We start from the raw sequence: 13,559 nt of genomic DNA, 5'->3' as shown, positions 1-13,559 counted from the left end.
GAAGAATTTAGGCACTCTCCAGCCTCATAAACAGGAGTCTCCCTCAGAAGGCCGCACCTACCGATCGATCGGAGTATGCGCCACCCTGCTCCTGATCCATCGACCCCTATGGGATGTGCTCGAAAGAAATTCGACCAAGGAACAAGACGAACGCCCCTTCCTTCCGAGAAAACCTGTTGACTCGCTGGCATGAACCGACTAGCATTCCAAGGAGTTAGTGTAAAGAATACACTTATGAGGGTGGTTCTGCCTGAGCGGGGAAGCAGGCGATGAATGTCCGGCACTTCGGGCGAGGCCGTCGTGCTGAAAGGAATTGAAGATGGGGACCGGGACCTCTGGCCATCAGGCTTTGCTGGTGGATTTATATGAGCTGACCATGGCCGCGGGGTATTTTGAAAACGGGGTCAATTACCCGTCCACGTTCGAGCTCTTCGTGAGGGATCTGCCGGAGCATCGATCGTACCTGGTTGCTGCGGGACTCGAGCAGGCCGTGGATTACTTGGAGACTTTCCGGTTCCAAAGCGAGGAGATTGATTTCCTTCGTTCTCATCCCACCTTCGCCCATGTCAGGGAAGCTTTCTTTGATTACTTGAAACACTTCAGGTTCAGGGGTGATCTTTGGGCCATGCCCGAAGCGCAGATAGTCGAGACCTATCTCCTCTCCATGATCAACTTCCAAACGATGATTGCAACGAAGGCAACTCGAGTCGTTGCCGCCGCGGCAGGGCGAGGCGTGATTGAATTCGGAACTCGCCGTGCGCACGGGCCGGAAGCCGGGGTGCTGGCTGCGCGGGCGGCCTACCTCGGTGGTTGCCTGGGCACCTCCAACGTTTACGCGGGTTTCCAGATGGGGATCCCGATTTTCGGCACCGCAGCCCACTCCTGGACGATGACTTTCGAAGACGAAGAAGAAGCCTTTGAGAAGTATTGCCGTGCGTTCCCCGATTCCGCCCTGTTGCTCATTGATACCTACGATACGGTGGAAGGCGCGAGGAAGGCTGCCCGCATGGGCCAAAGGGTCAAAGGGGTCCGCATCGACAGTGGTGACCTGTTGAAGACGAGCCAGCAGGTGCGCAGGATTCTTGATGACGCTGGGTTGAGCGGAGTCCAAATCTTGGCCTCGGGCGACCTTAATGAATACAAGATTCGCGATCTGGTGCAGCACGGCGCCCCGATCGATGTTTTCGGCGTCGGCACGGAACTCGCCACCTCTCACGATGCCGCGGCGCTGGGCGGTGTTTATAAGCTGGTGGAACAAACCGTGGGAAACTCCCCCCGATATCGCATGAAGCTCAGTGCTCAGAAGGCCACCTATCCCGGAAAGAAGCAGGTTTTTCGGTTTATGAATGCGCGAGAGGAGTTGGACCACGATGTCATTGCTCGAGAAGACGAACCCACTCAAGGCGTCCCTCTCCTCGAACGCGTCATGGCTGAAGGACAGCGTTTGGCACCACTCCCCTCACTGCGTGCTGCCCGTGAGCGTGCCGCCCTGAATTTCTCCAGGCTCCAGGAGCGTTACGCAACTTTTGAAAATCCGGACACTTATCCAGTGACCAAGAGTCAGGCCCTCGAGGGACTCTTTCAGAAGATGAAGCATCTGAATTCAGGTGGGACTTCGGAAGACACAGCGGCTGAGAAGAAACTCTCGGCGGCTTTGTCGCAGACCATCGATTTGAAGGGAGATCCATCGCTATGAACAATGATTGGGCCTTTGTGGACATCGATACACAATACGATTTCATGATGCCCGACGGGCAACTTTATGTTCCCGCGGCCGAAATCCGGATCCCCAATCTCAAGCATCTCACCGAGGTGGCAATACAACGCGGCATCCCGCTGTTCTCGTCGGTCGATGCGCATACGCCCGACGATCCGGAATTTGAGCAGTTTCCTCCGCATTGCGTGGCGGGAACCCCCGGGCAAAGGAAGATCGCAGAGACTACGGGCAGAAAGCCGCTGATCGTCAGTGATGCGCCATCGGCGTGGAAGGCGGTACAGCAAGCCGATGCGGACCAGATCATTCTCGAGAAGCGGAAATTTGATATCTTTTCGAACCCTTGCGCTGATGGGCTGATTGCAAAAATGAAGGGCCGCAAGTTTGTCGTCTACGGCGTGGCCACCGATTATTGCGTCAAGGCCGCCGTGCTGGGGTTGCTGAAGCGTGGCCAGGCAGTGCTCCTGGTGGAGGATGCAGTGGCGGCGGTCGCCCCCCAGAGCGGGGCAGCCGCGCTTGAGGCGATGCACACGTGTGGAGCTGAGTTGGTGACGACGGACTACATTTTGAACGCACTGGGGACCCTCGGCTTGACGGCCCGGGCTTGAGGCCATGTCGACGTCCCCCTTCTCCTGTTACGCCCTACTATGGAACAGAAAAACAGAAAATACCCTCGACCGGCGGTGACTGTCGACGTGGTGCTCTTTACCGTGATCAGGGGCCATCTCAAGGTCCTTCTGATCCAGCGAAAGAACCCTCCCTTTCAAGGGCGATGGGCGATTCCGGGTGGTTTTGTCGGCCCCCGGGAATCGCTGGAAGAAGCGGCCCTCCGTGAATTGAAAGAAGAAACCAACGTCTCCGGAGTTTATCTTGAGCAGCTCTACACTTTTGGAGCGCCTGGCCGCGATCCCCGGACGCGGGTGATCACCGTTGCTTATTTCTCTCTGATCTGCGCGAGTCTCGCCGAGGTCCACGCCTCCGACGATGCCCGGGAGGCCCGCTGGTTTTCTGTGCGACGGTTGCCTCGCCTCGCATTCGACCACCGCGAGATCCTTCTCTGCGCGCTGGACCGGCTGAGAAATAAACTGGGATACTCCAATATTGGATTTCAGTTGCTGCCTGAAAAATTTACCCTGACGGAACTGCAGCGAGTCTACGAGATCATCCTGGGTCGAAAGATCGACAAGCGTAACTTCCGAAAGAAGCTGACTCAGCTGGATATCCTGAGCGGATGCTCGGAGCGGCGCATGGCCGGTGTCCATCGCCCGGCCCGGCTCTATTCTTTCGTACAACAAAAATTCTCGGCCCGCAAAGGGAAGGGGATCGTGTTTTCGTTCTAATCTCGTCGGCCGTTATTTTCTGCCAGCCACGCGCGGAGTGGGAGAGAATGCCCGGGCTTTTTCGTCGGGTTCTCCCTGATGTTGTTGGACGAATAACATGTCTGAATTGAACCGCTATTCCAGGCAAATTCTCTTCGAGCCGATTGGCCATGAGGGACAGGAACGTCTTTCGCGCTCGCGAGTCCTCATTCTCGGCCTGGGTGCCCTGGGAACGGTGTCGGCTGAATTGTGCGCCCGGGCGGGCATGGGCAACCTGGTTTTGGTGGACCGCGATTTCGTGGAGGAATCGAACCTTCAGCGTCAGATCCTCTTCGATGAACAGGACGCTGCGGGCCATTGGCCGAAGGCCGTGGCGGCTGAAAAGAAACTCAGGGGCATTAATTCGACAATTAAGATCAGAGGCCTGGTGCTGGATGCCAATGCGTCCAACATCGAGCACCTGGTCCGGAATTCGAGCCTGGTGATCGACGGGACCGACAATTTTGAAACACGGTTCTTGATCAACGATGCCTGCGTGAAGCTGAAGGTGCCGTGGATTTATGGGGCGGCCGTGGCCAGCGAGGGAGCTGTCATGGTTGTCCTTCCGGGGGTCACCCCATGCCTTCGCTGCCTCTTCGAAGAGCCCCCGCCGGTGGGAAGCGCTCCCACCTGCGAGACGGCGGGAGTGATTGCGCCGGCGGTCGCGATGGTAGCGAGTTTTCAGGTCGCTGAAGCCATGAAGGTTCTGGTGGGACAGACGGATCAGGTCTGTCGCTCCTTCCGGTCATTTGACGTCTGGCGAAACTCGTTCCGCGAAGTGGATTTGAAACGGGCGCGTGAAGGAACAGGATGCGTGGCGTGTGGTCAAGGCCGCTTCGAGTTTCTGGAAGCCCGGAGCACTTCCCGGACATTTCGGCTGTGCGGGCGCAATGCCGTCGAGGTATTGCCGGCACGGCCCATGGAACTGTCGATTCCGGAGCTGGAGAAAAAGCTCGCCGCGGCGGGGGCGGTCCAATCCAATCCCTACCTGGTTCGTTGCCTCCTCAACGAGGTGACTCTGAGCGTGTTTGCCGACGGACGCGCCATCGTCCAGGGGACACAAGACCCCGCTGTGGCAAAGTCGCTGTATGCAAAATATGTGGGTAGTTGAACCCGGGCAGGTCAATCAAGAATGCAAATGGCTCTGCAGCCGGTTACTCGGGAGCGGAGGTGGCCGCAGGGGGTTCTGGAGCAGGCGATACCTTGGCATGTTGCGCGTTCAATGCCCGGGTGCGCTGTTTGATGTGTTTGACGCGGCGATGCCGCCGGCGCCGAATTTCTTTCTGTCGTTCCCGCATACTCGTTGAGCCCTCCCTGTGGTGATGAACAGTCGGGCATTATAATCAATTCTGCTCTTCCTGTCATTCCTTCTTTCAACAACTCTTTCAACAACGACTGAGGTTTCGTTTTTGATTTGTTGTAAAGATGCCATACCCACGATGCCGGATTCTTGGACGTTGTGATTTAGAGAATTCGGATCAGGCGCCGACAATCCCAACGAGTGGTGAGGAGCTTGGTAAACACCCAATTAAGCCAGGGTGCTTCGAGAGTGGATTCCGACAGCACCCCGATTCATCGGGGTGGCAAATCGCCACCAAAATCGAATCGCAGCCGTTTCAACGGCTTCGTGAAAGGAAACCGATGAATCGGTTCAATGGCGATGGGGGATAGTTTAACACCCCGATAAATCGGGGTGCTTTTAAATCGTTCGGCACAGGGACCCACATTCCTCTCCCAGAAAGTGACGTGATACCAGCACCCCTCCCACTGAATGCGCCATGGCCTCGGCATACAGACTCCGCATCGGGGGAAGGGTTGTCAACGGGGGATCCGATCGACCTCTTGCAACTCTAGATTATACTCTCTTGGGTGAAATAAAGACCGGAATGATGTGGTCCTGACGCCACTGAAACAGCCAAAGTGATAATTTGTCCAATGTCCCAGTCTGACCCTCAATGCTTCCAAGACCATGTTCAGGGTTCCTTCTTCTTTTGGGGTGATCCCCACCCAGGGTAGGCCGCGAGGCGGCCAACCCTGGGCTATTGAAGACTTCCCCTTCGGGGAAGGGGATGAATCAAGAGCTCAATTTCTTAAGTAAGCACCATTCGGGCCTGACCCCCATTACTTCTTGCCCAACACTTCTGTCTGAATTGCAGTTGCTTCGCGTTCAGACGAGTTCAGAGGGACGCCCTCGCGCTGTTGTCGCTGCTCAACTGTCCCGGGAACAAATTCGCTTGACAAGGACAGGGCGGCCGGTTATTATTACTAGGAATGATTCCGAATAAGGAAGAGAAGGGTATTAAGCTCCAGGGGAGGAGGGGTTCCCGGGATCACCCCCGGGTGACCCTGGCCGCTCATTTGCACCCCCATGGCATGCGCGTGACGCCGCAGAAACTGGCCGTGTTCGAAGTCCTGCAGCGCGACAATTACCATCCCACGCCCGATATGGTGTTTGCGGAGGTCCGCAAGCAGCATCCCATGGTGAGCCTCGGGACGGTCTACCAAATCCTGGATCAGTTCGCCCAGATCGGGGTGGCGAGGAGGATCTTTTCCGGGGGAAGCCGGCAGCGCTTTGACGGGAAACGGTCGCCGCATGCCCATCTGGTGTGTGAGCGGTGCGGGAGGATCGACGACATTGAAGATCGTTCTTTCGAGACCTTGACCGCGCGGTTTGCGCGGAAATTCGATTTCCAAATTCGAGATCATTATTTTGAGTTCAGCGGATCCTGCGCCGGTTGCAGCACCCGCCGAAAACGCAGGAACCGCTTGGAATAAGGGGAGGAATGCGCTAGGCTTAGGGAACGCCGACATCGTTCCTTGGCATGCGGATTCAGCTCGACACCGACACTTACCGTTTCTCAACTGAATTCACCGAGGAGGACATATGCCATCACTGAAAGGCACCAAGAGTCATGAGAACTTGAAGAATGCGTTTGCAGGGGAATCGCAGGCGAATCGCCGTTACCTGTACTTCGCCCGCCGCGCCGACATCGAAGGCTATCCGGATATCGGGGGCCTGTTCCGGGACACGGCGGAGGCCGAAACCGGGCATGCGTTTGGTCACCTTGATTTCTTGAAAGAAGTGGGCGACCCCGTGACCGGAATTCCCATTGGCGCAACCGAGGCCAATCTGAAATCGGCCATTGAGGGGGAGACATACGAATACACCGAGATGTATCCCGGGATGGCGAAGACGGCCCGCACGGAAGGGTTCAACGAACTCGCCGAATGGTTTGAAACCCTGGCCAAGGCCGAGAAGTCTCACGCGGGACGGTTCACCAAGGGGTTGACCATCATTGCCGGGAAGGAACCCTCGGAAGCCATCGCCTGAGGGGGGCCGGTGACCGCATTCGATCCTCGGTGCAGCGATCCGTCCGGGGGGTGGTCCATTCACCCCGGTGGATTGCCGCTCCGGGGTTTTCTGAACTTATCCCGTCCATACTTTTTTCCGTTGGAGCCGAAACGCCGTCGCACTGTCCGGGAGATTTGTGGCTACGGTAATCGGAGACCCTATGAGTTACGACTTTCAATCCGAGCAATTCTGGAGCACCGCAGCCATCGAGAAAGAGGAGCGCAGGGTTTACGACCTCTGCAACGGTTGCCGGCGGTGCTTCAACCTGTGCCCTTCGTTTACGGAGTTGTTCAATCGCCTCGATGAAGAACGGGTCGACGGCGACGCCGAAAAGTTAAACGCGGAAGACTTGAAGGTGATCGCGGACGACTGTTTTCAGTGCAAGCTGTGTTACAACCATTGTCCCTACACCCCGCCCCACGCCTGGAAGATCGATTTTCCGCGGATGATGCTTCGCGACAAACTGGTGAAGGCCCGTCATCAGGGAGTGTCGTTTCAGGACAAATTCCTCGCGCAGGCCGACCTGATCGGTCGACTGGGAAGCTGGACGGCCCCGCTCTTCAACTGGCTGAGCCGGAACGGGCTTCACCGTCTCCTCATGGAAAAGGTGGTTGGGATTCATCGCCGTTGGCCCCTTCCCACTTATGCGTCGCAGACCCTGTCGCGATGGATGAAGCCGCGCCGGGGGGCGAATGGCAAACCCGTCGGCAAAAAGCGCAAGGTCGCCCTCTTTTCCACGTGTTCGGTGAATTACAGCGACGTGGAGACCGGCAAAGCGCTGGTTCGTATCCTCGAGAAAAACGGCATCGAAGTCGTGGACGGTTACAAACGCTGCTGCGGGATGCCGGCTTTGGACGGCGGCGATTTGAAGACCGCGCTTCAGGATGCCGCGGAGAATGTCCGGTTCCTTTCGGAAAAGGTTCGGGACGGATACGACGTGGTCATCCCCGGCCCGACATGCAGCTACACGTTCAAGCAGGAGTATCCTTTCCTGTTGAACTCGGAGGACGCCCGACTGGTCGCTGCCCACACCTTCGACAGCTGCGAGTATCTGATGAAGTTGCACCAAGAGGGGGCGCTGGACACCCAGTTTGTCTCCAAGCTCGGAACGGTGTCCTATCAGCTGTCGTGCCATTTGAAGGCGCAAAACCTGGGCTATAAATCACGCGATCTTTTGCAACTGGCCGGCGCCCGGGTCCAGGTGGTGGAGCGCTGTTCAGCGGTGGACGGGACCTGGGGAATGAAACAGCAGTACCATGACCTCTCGCTCAAGCTCGCCCAACCACTGTTGAAAGAAGTGCAGGAACCGGCGCCCGAGTTCATTGCCACGGATTGTCCGCTCTCGGCCTTGCGGATCAAGCAGGGGACGGGACGCGAGGCGCTGCATCCTGTGAGAATCTTTGCCAAGGCGTGCGGATTATGAAAAAACTCACTGTGGACGATGTCAGAAACCTCTACGAGTACGAAAAGATTCGGGACGAGTTCAGGCGTCACATCATCGCGCTGAAACAACATCGGCGGCTCCCGGTCGGCGACAAGGTGTCTCTGGTGTTTGAGAACCGGGAGACGGTCAAGTTTCAGGTCCAGGAGATGATACGAGCTGAACGAATGGTGGATGAACGCAGAATCCAGGACGAGATTGACGTCTACAATCAAATCCTGCCGGACGCGGACGAGTTAAGTGCCACCCTGTTTATTGAAATCACCACGCCGTCCGACATCAAGCCGGAGCTGGACCGCTTTCAGGGCCTGGACCAGGGCGACTGTGTTTTTTTTGAAATGGGAGGGCTGGCCCGCGTGTTTGGCCGGTTCGAAGAAGGGCACAGCAAGGAAGACAGGATCAGCGCCGTCCAGTACGTTCGTTTTCCCTTCACCAGGGAGGAGCAAAGCTGGTTCCGTGACCCCACGGTGCCGGTCGCCCTGGTGATCGATCATCCCAATTATGCGGCCCGGACTTCGCTTACTGCGGAGCAACGGGAGGCCCTGGCCCGGGATTTTGAGGGCGCCTCCGTGGGAGTCGGGTAGAGGGCCCCGAAGTCGCCGAATTTCGTTGACAGCCGGGCTGTAAACCCCTATCGTGCGGGGGATCTTTCCAAGTCCTTATTCACGCAAAGAAAAACCACAATCAGGCTTTCTCAGGTTGCCAATTCATGCAAGTTTTTTCAATGGAGGAGGATGAATTATGGCCCACATGATTTGGGGATCTCTGATCTCATTCTGGATGGTGATTCAATTTCCAGACAATGCGATGGCATGGCAGGAAATCTTTCTGCGATGGCTTCATTTCCTGGCCGGCATTACGTGGATCGGGATGCTCTATTTCTTCAATCTGGTCAATGTGAATTTGATGAAGTCGCTGGATGCGCCCACCAAGGGGAAGGTGATCCCGCAGTTGATGCCGCGGGCGCTGTTCTGGTTCCGTTGGGGCGCGGTGGGCACGGTGTTCATCGGCATCTGGTACTACATGATCATCTTGAGCCGGGAGCCTTCGGTGGGTCGGATCTTCGGGACCTGGCTGGCAGTGGTGGTCGTGGCCTGGCTTTTGATTTTCCTTATCCTGCGGCCGGTTTCCGGGGCTTTGAACAACGGATATCTCATCGCTGTGCTGGTGGCGATCATCATGTTTCTTCTGGCGTGGTGCGTCCTCCAGTTCAATGCCACTCCGGATTCGAGCAATCGAGCCCTCTCCATCGGGATTGGCGGAGGCATGGGAGTCATCATGCTCCTGAACGTGTGGGGAATCATCTGGCCGCACCAGAAACGGATCATTGCCTGGACGAAGGCGAATGCGGAAAGCGGAACCCCTATTCCGCCGGAATCCGCCAAGCTGGCCCGTCGGGCGTTCCTGGCTTCAAGGATGAATTTCTGGCTTTCCATCCCGATGCTGTTTTTCATGGGCGCGGCGAGCCATTTCCCGTTCCTGGGGAAGTGAGCCGGCCTTGAGTCTCTTCGAACGTGCCCGCACGAGGGAGGCCCTCTCAGTTGGGGCCTCCATTTTGAACCTCCACTAGAACCGCCCCCGTTGGACAGGGTTCTCCCCCCATCGATTTACAGGCACACGCTGCACTCCCCTTCCTCCTCTGCGGAAGAGCCGCTGCCCGGATCACAGAAAGAGAAGTAATTCATGTCGCGATGCGATATAATAGACGCAGTCCCCAGACAAGATGAACGGAGAACCCGACCCGCTTGCGGGAGGGTTGTTTGGGTGGCTTCCGAATTGAATAGATATCAGGAAAAAGGAGAAAATCATGACCGTAGTCGCAAGAAATTTTGATCATTTATTGGGAAAGATCGAGGGCTTAAGCGAGAAGCAGCTGAAGGCGCACTTTGGTCTCTACCAGGGGTATGTGAAGAAGTTGAATGAAATTCAGGAAAAGCTGAAGTCAAGCGATCGCAGCACAGCGAATTACAGCTTCAGTGAATATTCCGAACTCAAGCGGCGCGAGGCGGTCGCCTTCAACGGGGCCTTTTTGCACGAGATGTATTTCGAGAATCTGAGTCCCAAGGGCGGCGAGCCCTCCAACGAGCTGGCGGACGCCATTAAAAGATCGTTCGGCTCCCGCGATGCGTGGACAGCCGATCTGAAGGCGGCAGGCGCGTCGACCCCGGGCTGGGTGATCCTGACCCACAACCGCACGGATCACGAACTACACCATTACATCCTATTCGAACATCATATCGGGTACCCCGTTCATCAGGAACCCCTGCTGGCGCTCGATTGCTGGGAACATGCGTACATGATAGACTACGGGACGACCAAAGGGGATTACCTGTCCGCATTCATAAAGAGCATCGACTGGAATGTGGTGAACAGGCGCTTCGCCGCGCTCAACAAGGCCGCCAGCGCTGCGAGGTAACCCTTCGGGAGGTGAAAGGCCGGCAAAGTCTGCGACCGCCATGCGAATGGCCACCGGGGTGAATTGAGCTCTCTGGAGAAGGTAAACTCGGCGTTAGATCACTATGACCATCCCCTCGTGTCCTTTTCCGCCCAACCGGGAGAAGGGGATGAGGGGGTGGATGTCCTGATCCAATTGCGCGACCCCGCGGTTTCCGGCCATACTTACACGATCCACCTGGCGCCTCGTGATTTGGAGAACCCCCGGTTCACGTGGGCCTTTCAGAGGATCCTGTATGATTCCCTGCATGATTACATCATAGAGCTCTTCACCAACCGGCCGTGATCGGTGACGCGCTCCCGCCGGACGGGAGGGCGTCCTTGCGAAGGGGACATGTCCAATCACCCGCTCTTGTTGCCACTCTTCCCGCTGGAAGTGGTCCTGTTTCCCGGGGCTTCTCTCCCTTTGCACATTTTCGAGCCGCGCTACCGGAAATTGATCGGCGGCTGTCTGGACAACAAGACGGAGTTTGGTGTGGTGCTGATGCGGGAGAACGAAATGGCGGAAGTCGGGTGCACCGCCCGCATCAAGGACCTCGTGAAACGCTACGATGACGGCCGCCTCGACATCGTCACCGAGGGAGTCCGTCGATTTGAGATCATCACGGAGAATTCCGAGGAAGAGGTGCTCCGGGCGGAGGTTTCTTTTTTTGACGATGAGGAGGCTGAGGATCCGGATGAGGTCCGAAGACTTTCCGAGTCCGTGAAGGCGAGCTATGCCAAGATTGTCCTCGCCGTCGCCAAACCCAACACGAATCTGACGATGGTGGATGCCAAGGCGCCGCGGCTCGCCTTTTCAGTCGCGGAACACTTGGGTCTTCCTTTGGAAGTTTGTCAGAATTTGCTCGGGATGCGGAGCGAAACAAAGCGCCTGGCAGAACTGGAGCGTTACCTGGAGGAACTGTTACCCAAGATTGAACACTTTCAGAAGGCAAAAACCCGGGTCGGCGGAAACGGGCACCTGACCTGATCCGCTCCTTCGCAGTCAAACAGCGCCAGCGACGGCACACGGCATCCCGCCCCGGAAAGCCAACCACTCCCAATGTTGAAATCCCACTTCCGGAAAACCCCGTGGAGGCATCTGCCTTAAGGGATTTTCTCAACCTCGATCTTCTTCTTCGGACTTGATGTTTCTTCGTACCGGCTGTATCGGCTGATCTCAATCCGATTCTGACCCTTCACAAAGACCTTGGCGCGGAATTCCATCTCCGTGAATGCGGGAAACCACAAACCGGCGGGTCCCGGCGATTGCTCGAGGGTGATGGTGGAGCCTTTCTTGACGCTGCCGAACAGCCCGGCGCCAAAATCGACGTCGTCCTCGAGGGTCCCTTTCAGACGAATCAATTGATGCTCATTTTCAGTGATCCAGATCTTCCCTGTCAGCGTCTTCAAAAAAGTCGTCTCGCGCGAGGGAGGATGAAAGCCCGGGCGGGGGGTGAACGAAAAGATCCAGCTCGGATGACCGTTGATGGTTTGCTCTCCCTGAGGTTGATAGTCGAAGGCCTCCGGCAGGCTGCGGATAAAATCCTTCTCCTTTTCGCGCTCCTTGACCGTCTTTTCGTGAAGGGCCCGGCGCTGGCTTTCGGGCTTGGCTTCAACCTCCTTGATCTGTCGATCAATTTTGTTCTGCTGGTCGGCAAGGACTGGGGCGCCGTAGAACGCTCCGTTTATGGCGAGATATTTGACATAAGAGTCGTAGTCGGTGTGAATCCATTGCATGAGCTTGGTGTCAAAATGCCTGGGATTTCCGTCGGCGCCGAGATCCTCCGTGATGTCTTCCTCGTCGTAGCGGAAATGATATCGTCCGTCAATGTTCCGGAGCTGAAGGGCGACGACCTCACGCAACAGTGTGCCGGGAGCAGGTTGCTCAGGTGTCTGCGCTGAGCCGGGGACATTCCCGACCCAACAGGTCCCCACGTAGAAAATGAGCAAGAATTCAAGGAATTTCTTCACGATCCCTCCTCCCGCATGAGAACTCCCTCATGCTACGTGAAACCGCGCCAATCAGCTTCATGATGACAAATTTTTACAATTTCAGGGAGATTTTATTCAAACTTTTTGATACATCTTACGTCTAAAGAAATGAACAAAGAAATTTGGAACTTTGGTTGTTCTCAACCGTAATAAGAAACAGAGTATCGTGCAAGGAGCAGTGGGGGTGGTTATGACACAACAAGACTGGAAGGTTGAAACGACAAATCTCATTATCGAGACCATCAACAAACTGCCGCAGAGCGAGCGCGATGCTTTCGTGTGCAAGCATTATAAAGGATTGAATGTTCCAGAGATCGCGGATCGATTGCATTACAGCGTTCAGGAGACCGCGAAGATCCTGAAGAAGGCCGAGCGCCGGTTGAATCAGAAATTGAATCGCCTGAATCACTCCATTTATCACCCTTCGTTCGCGTTAATGTGAGGGCAGGCGATGCGACGATTTTCCCTCCTGTGAACCCCCCAGTTCACCCTCCTTTTGAGTGGAAACGGCCCCGGAAGATATCTCGGGGCCGATTTTTTTGCGGCCATTGCGTCCCAATACCCACCCAGCATCATCCAGAATAAGGCGCGAGATTCACATTCTCTCTGAGAGCCGGGTAAAGGGAACAGCCGAGGATTTGTTTTTCCTCTGACTTCCGACCTCCCACTTCTCCCGCCGCGGTGGATGACTTGGCCAGCACCGTGACCCAATGTTGAACTCCTTATTTCTCAGACTCCGTCAAACCCGTCGACGCTCAGTTCGAGCTTAAGCGCTGCGAGCGATTGATTGATATCCTGAATGAAGACGACCAGTGAGGCAATAAGACAGGCCATACAAAGGATAAACAACAGGCTGATCAGCCAGGCGGTCTCTATCTGAAGCAGGGCGGTAAAGAACAATACGATGATGAGCACTGCCGCGGCCAGGGCGCTCGTGGACACCAGGGCGATTGCCTGGCGGATGAGGCGCGACCGGCGCCAGAGGATGCGAAGCTGTGCCACGATCTTCGCCCGGTTGTCGCCGGTGGCGGTCGGCAGCTCGGCCGACAGGATGCGTGCCCGATCGATGGCTCGCCCGAGGCGGTTCGTCATTGTAAGCAGAAGGAGGCCCACTCCGGACACCAGGATGACCGGGCCAATGGCGGTTTGGAGAACGGGGATCAGTTGTGCGACGGTGGTTACGGGCATAAGGGCTCCATCATAGGATTCTATGGACAGTCAGAGTCTTGTCATTCTATCCTATGTTGCATTTACACACACCTGCAG

Annotated in this window: 16 protein-coding genes; 13 read left to right on the top strand and 3 right to left on the bottom strand. The window is 56.3% G+C overall.

From position 1 onward, the window contains the following. Window positions 1–319: 319 nt before the first annotated feature. From LAO21_12450 to LAO21_12435, 4 genes are all read left to right on the top strand, one after another. Complete coding sequence (locus LAO21_12450; GenBank protein MBZ5553526.1) at window positions 320–1,696, top strand: nicotinate phosphoribosyltransferase; 1,377 nt, start codon at window positions 320–322, stop codon at window positions 1,694–1,696. Next, the gene (locus tag LAO21_12445) at window positions 1,693–2,322 is read left to right on the top strand and encodes a cysteine hydrolase (protein ID MBZ5553525.1); all 630 of its coding nucleotides are present in this window, start codon (window positions 1,693–1,695) and stop codon (window positions 2,320–2,322) included. Before LAO21_12450 ends, LAO21_12445 begins: the two co-directional genes overlap by 4 nt. Before the next feature lie 39 nt (window positions 2,323–2,361). Next, window positions 2,362–3,054: an NUDIX hydrolase gene (locus tag LAO21_12440; GenBank protein ID MBZ5553524.1), complete on the top strand. Its 693-nt coding sequence runs from the start codon at window positions 2,362–2,364 to the stop codon at window positions 3,052–3,054. Between the two features lie 97 nt (window positions 3,055–3,151). Continuing rightward, window positions 3,152–4,183, top strand: coding sequence for a ThiF family adenylyltransferase (locus LAO21_12435; protein MBZ5553523.1), 1,032 nt, complete (start codon window positions 3,152–3,154; stop codon window positions 4,181–4,183). Window positions 4,184–4,226: 43 nt separating this feature from the next. Here LAO21_12435 and LAO21_12430 read toward each other — a convergent pair whose 3' ends face one another. Beyond that, window positions 4,227–4,370, bottom strand: a complete 144-nt coding sequence (locus tag LAO21_12430) for a hypothetical protein (protein ID MBZ5553522.1) — start codon at window positions 4,368–4,370, stop codon at window positions 4,227–4,229. Between the two features lie 973 nt (window positions 4,371–5,343). Between LAO21_12430 and LAO21_12425 the strand changes: the two genes are divergently transcribed. The 8 genes from LAO21_12425 to LAO21_12390 all read left to right on the top strand — a co-directional run bounded on the left by LAO21_12425 (window position 5,344) and on the right by LAO21_12390 (window position 11,289). Continuing rightward, window positions 5,344–5,847 (top strand): transcriptional repressor, encoded by a 504-nt coding sequence (locus LAO21_12425; protein ID MBZ5553521.1) that lies wholly within the window; start codon window positions 5,344–5,346, stop codon window positions 5,845–5,847. 109 nt (window positions 5,848–5,956) lie between these two features. Next, window positions 5,957–6,403 (top strand): rubrerythrin family protein, encoded by a 447-nt coding sequence (locus tag LAO21_12420; GenBank protein MBZ5553520.1) that lies wholly within the window; start codon window positions 5,957–5,959, stop codon window positions 6,401–6,403. 181 nt (window positions 6,404–6,584) lie between these two features. Continuing rightward, a complete protein-coding gene (locus LAO21_12415; GenBank protein MBZ5553519.1) occupies window positions 6,585–7,847 on the top strand; it encodes a 4Fe-4S dicluster domain-containing protein in 1,263 nt (420 codons plus the stop codon). Beyond that, entirely contained in the window at window positions 7,844–8,449 is a 606-nt protein-coding gene (locus LAO21_12410) for a DUF3501 family protein (GenBank protein ID MBZ5553518.1), read from the top strand. Before LAO21_12415 ends, LAO21_12410 begins: the two co-directional genes overlap by 4 nt. 157 nt (window positions 8,450–8,606) lie before the next feature. Continuing rightward, window positions 8,607–9,356: a urate hydroxylase PuuD gene (locus LAO21_12405; GenBank protein ID MBZ5553517.1), complete on the top strand. Its 750-nt coding sequence runs from the start codon at window positions 8,607–8,609 to the stop codon at window positions 9,354–9,356. A 316-nt stretch (window positions 9,357–9,672) separates the two neighbouring features. Next, the gene (locus tag LAO21_12400; GenBank protein MBZ5553516.1) at window positions 9,673–10,281 is read left to right on the top strand and encodes a Fe-Mn family superoxide dismutase; all 609 of its coding nucleotides are present in this window, start codon (window positions 9,673–9,675) and stop codon (window positions 10,279–10,281) included. A gap of 63 nt (window positions 10,282–10,344) precedes the next feature. Continuing rightward, the gene (locus LAO21_12395) at window positions 10,345–10,605 is read left to right on the top strand and encodes a hypothetical protein (protein ID MBZ5553515.1); all 261 of its coding nucleotides are present in this window, start codon (window positions 10,345–10,347) and stop codon (window positions 10,603–10,605) included. 48 nt (window positions 10,606–10,653) lie between these two features. Beyond that, window positions 10,654–11,289 (top strand): LON peptidase substrate-binding domain-containing protein, encoded by a 636-nt coding sequence (locus LAO21_12390; protein ID MBZ5553514.1) that lies wholly within the window; start codon window positions 10,654–10,656, stop codon window positions 11,287–11,289. A 116-nt stretch (window positions 11,290–11,405) separates the two neighbouring features. On the opposite strand, the gene LAO21_12385 is transcribed toward LAO21_12390, so the two are convergent. After that, entirely contained in the window at window positions 11,406–12,272 is an 867-nt protein-coding gene (locus tag LAO21_12385) for a hypothetical protein (protein MBZ5553513.1), read from the bottom strand. A gap of 211 nt (window positions 12,273–12,483) precedes the next feature. Between LAO21_12385 and LAO21_12380 the strand changes: the two genes are divergently transcribed. Then, window positions 12,484–12,735 carry a hypothetical protein gene (locus LAO21_12380; protein MBZ5553512.1) on the top strand — a complete coding sequence of 84 codons (252 nt, stop codon included), beginning with the start codon at window positions 12,484–12,486 and terminating at the stop codon, window positions 12,733–12,735. A gap of 287 nt (window positions 12,736–13,022) precedes the next feature. On the opposite strand, the gene LAO21_12375 is transcribed toward LAO21_12380, so the two are convergent. Further along, window positions 13,023–13,481, bottom strand: a complete 459-nt coding sequence (locus LAO21_12375; protein MBZ5553511.1) for a DUF2721 domain-containing protein — start codon at window positions 13,479–13,481, stop codon at window positions 13,023–13,025. Window positions 13,482–13,559 lie beyond the last annotated feature (78 nt).

The organism is Terriglobia bacterium (assembly GCA_020073085.1).
Lineage (GTDB): Bacteria > Acidobacteriota > Terriglobia > JAIQFV01 > JAIQFV01 > JAIQFV01.
Note: the sequence above shows the minus strand (reverse complement) of the source record. Positions and strands in the feature narration are given on the sequence as shown.

Excerpts from the sequence above, each read along its gene's own strand:
- LAO21_12450 (MBZ5553526.1), top strand. The coding sequence starts at position 320 with ATGGGGACCGGGACCTCTGGCCATCAGGCTTTGCTGGTGGATTTATAT.
- LAO21_12445 (MBZ5553525.1), top strand. The coding sequence starts at position 1,693 with ATGAACAATGATTGGGCCTTTGTGGACATCGATACACAATACGATTTC.
- LAO21_12440 (MBZ5553524.1), top strand. The coding sequence starts at position 2,362 with ATGGAACAGAAAAACAGAAAATACCCTCGACCGGCGGTGACTGTCGAC.
- LAO21_12435 (MBZ5553523.1), top strand. The coding sequence starts at position 3,152 with ATGTCTGAATTGAACCGCTATTCCAGGCAAATTCTCTTCGAGCCGATT.
- LAO21_12430 (MBZ5553522.1), bottom strand. The coding sequence starts at position 4,370 with ATGCGGGAACGACAGAAAGAAATTCGGCGCCGGCGGCATCGCCGCGTC.
- LAO21_12425 (MBZ5553521.1), top strand. The coding sequence starts at position 5,344 with ATGATTCCGAATAAGGAAGAGAAGGGTATTAAGCTCCAGGGGAGGAGG.
- LAO21_12420 (MBZ5553520.1), top strand. The coding sequence starts at position 5,957 with ATGCCATCACTGAAAGGCACCAAGAGTCATGAGAACTTGAAGAATGCG.
- LAO21_12415 (MBZ5553519.1), top strand. The coding sequence starts at position 6,585 with ATGAGTTACGACTTTCAATCCGAGCAATTCTGGAGCACCGCAGCCATC.
- LAO21_12410 (MBZ5553518.1), top strand. The coding sequence starts at position 7,844 with ATGAAAAAACTCACTGTGGACGATGTCAGAAACCTCTACGAGTACGAA.
- LAO21_12405 (MBZ5553517.1), top strand. The coding sequence starts at position 8,607 with ATGGCCCACATGATTTGGGGATCTCTGATCTCATTCTGGATGGTGATT.
- LAO21_12400 (MBZ5553516.1), top strand. The coding sequence starts at position 9,673 with ATGACCGTAGTCGCAAGAAATTTTGATCATTTATTGGGAAAGATCGAG.
- LAO21_12390 (MBZ5553514.1), top strand. The coding sequence starts at position 10,654 with ATGTCCAATCACCCGCTCTTGTTGCCACTCTTCCCGCTGGAAGTGGTC.
- LAO21_12380 (MBZ5553512.1), top strand. The coding sequence starts at position 12,484 with ATGACACAACAAGACTGGAAGGTTGAAACGACAAATCTCATTATCGAG.
- LAO21_12375 (MBZ5553511.1), bottom strand. The coding sequence starts at position 13,481 with ATGCCCGTAACCACCGTCGCACAACTGATCCCCGTTCTCCAAACCGCC.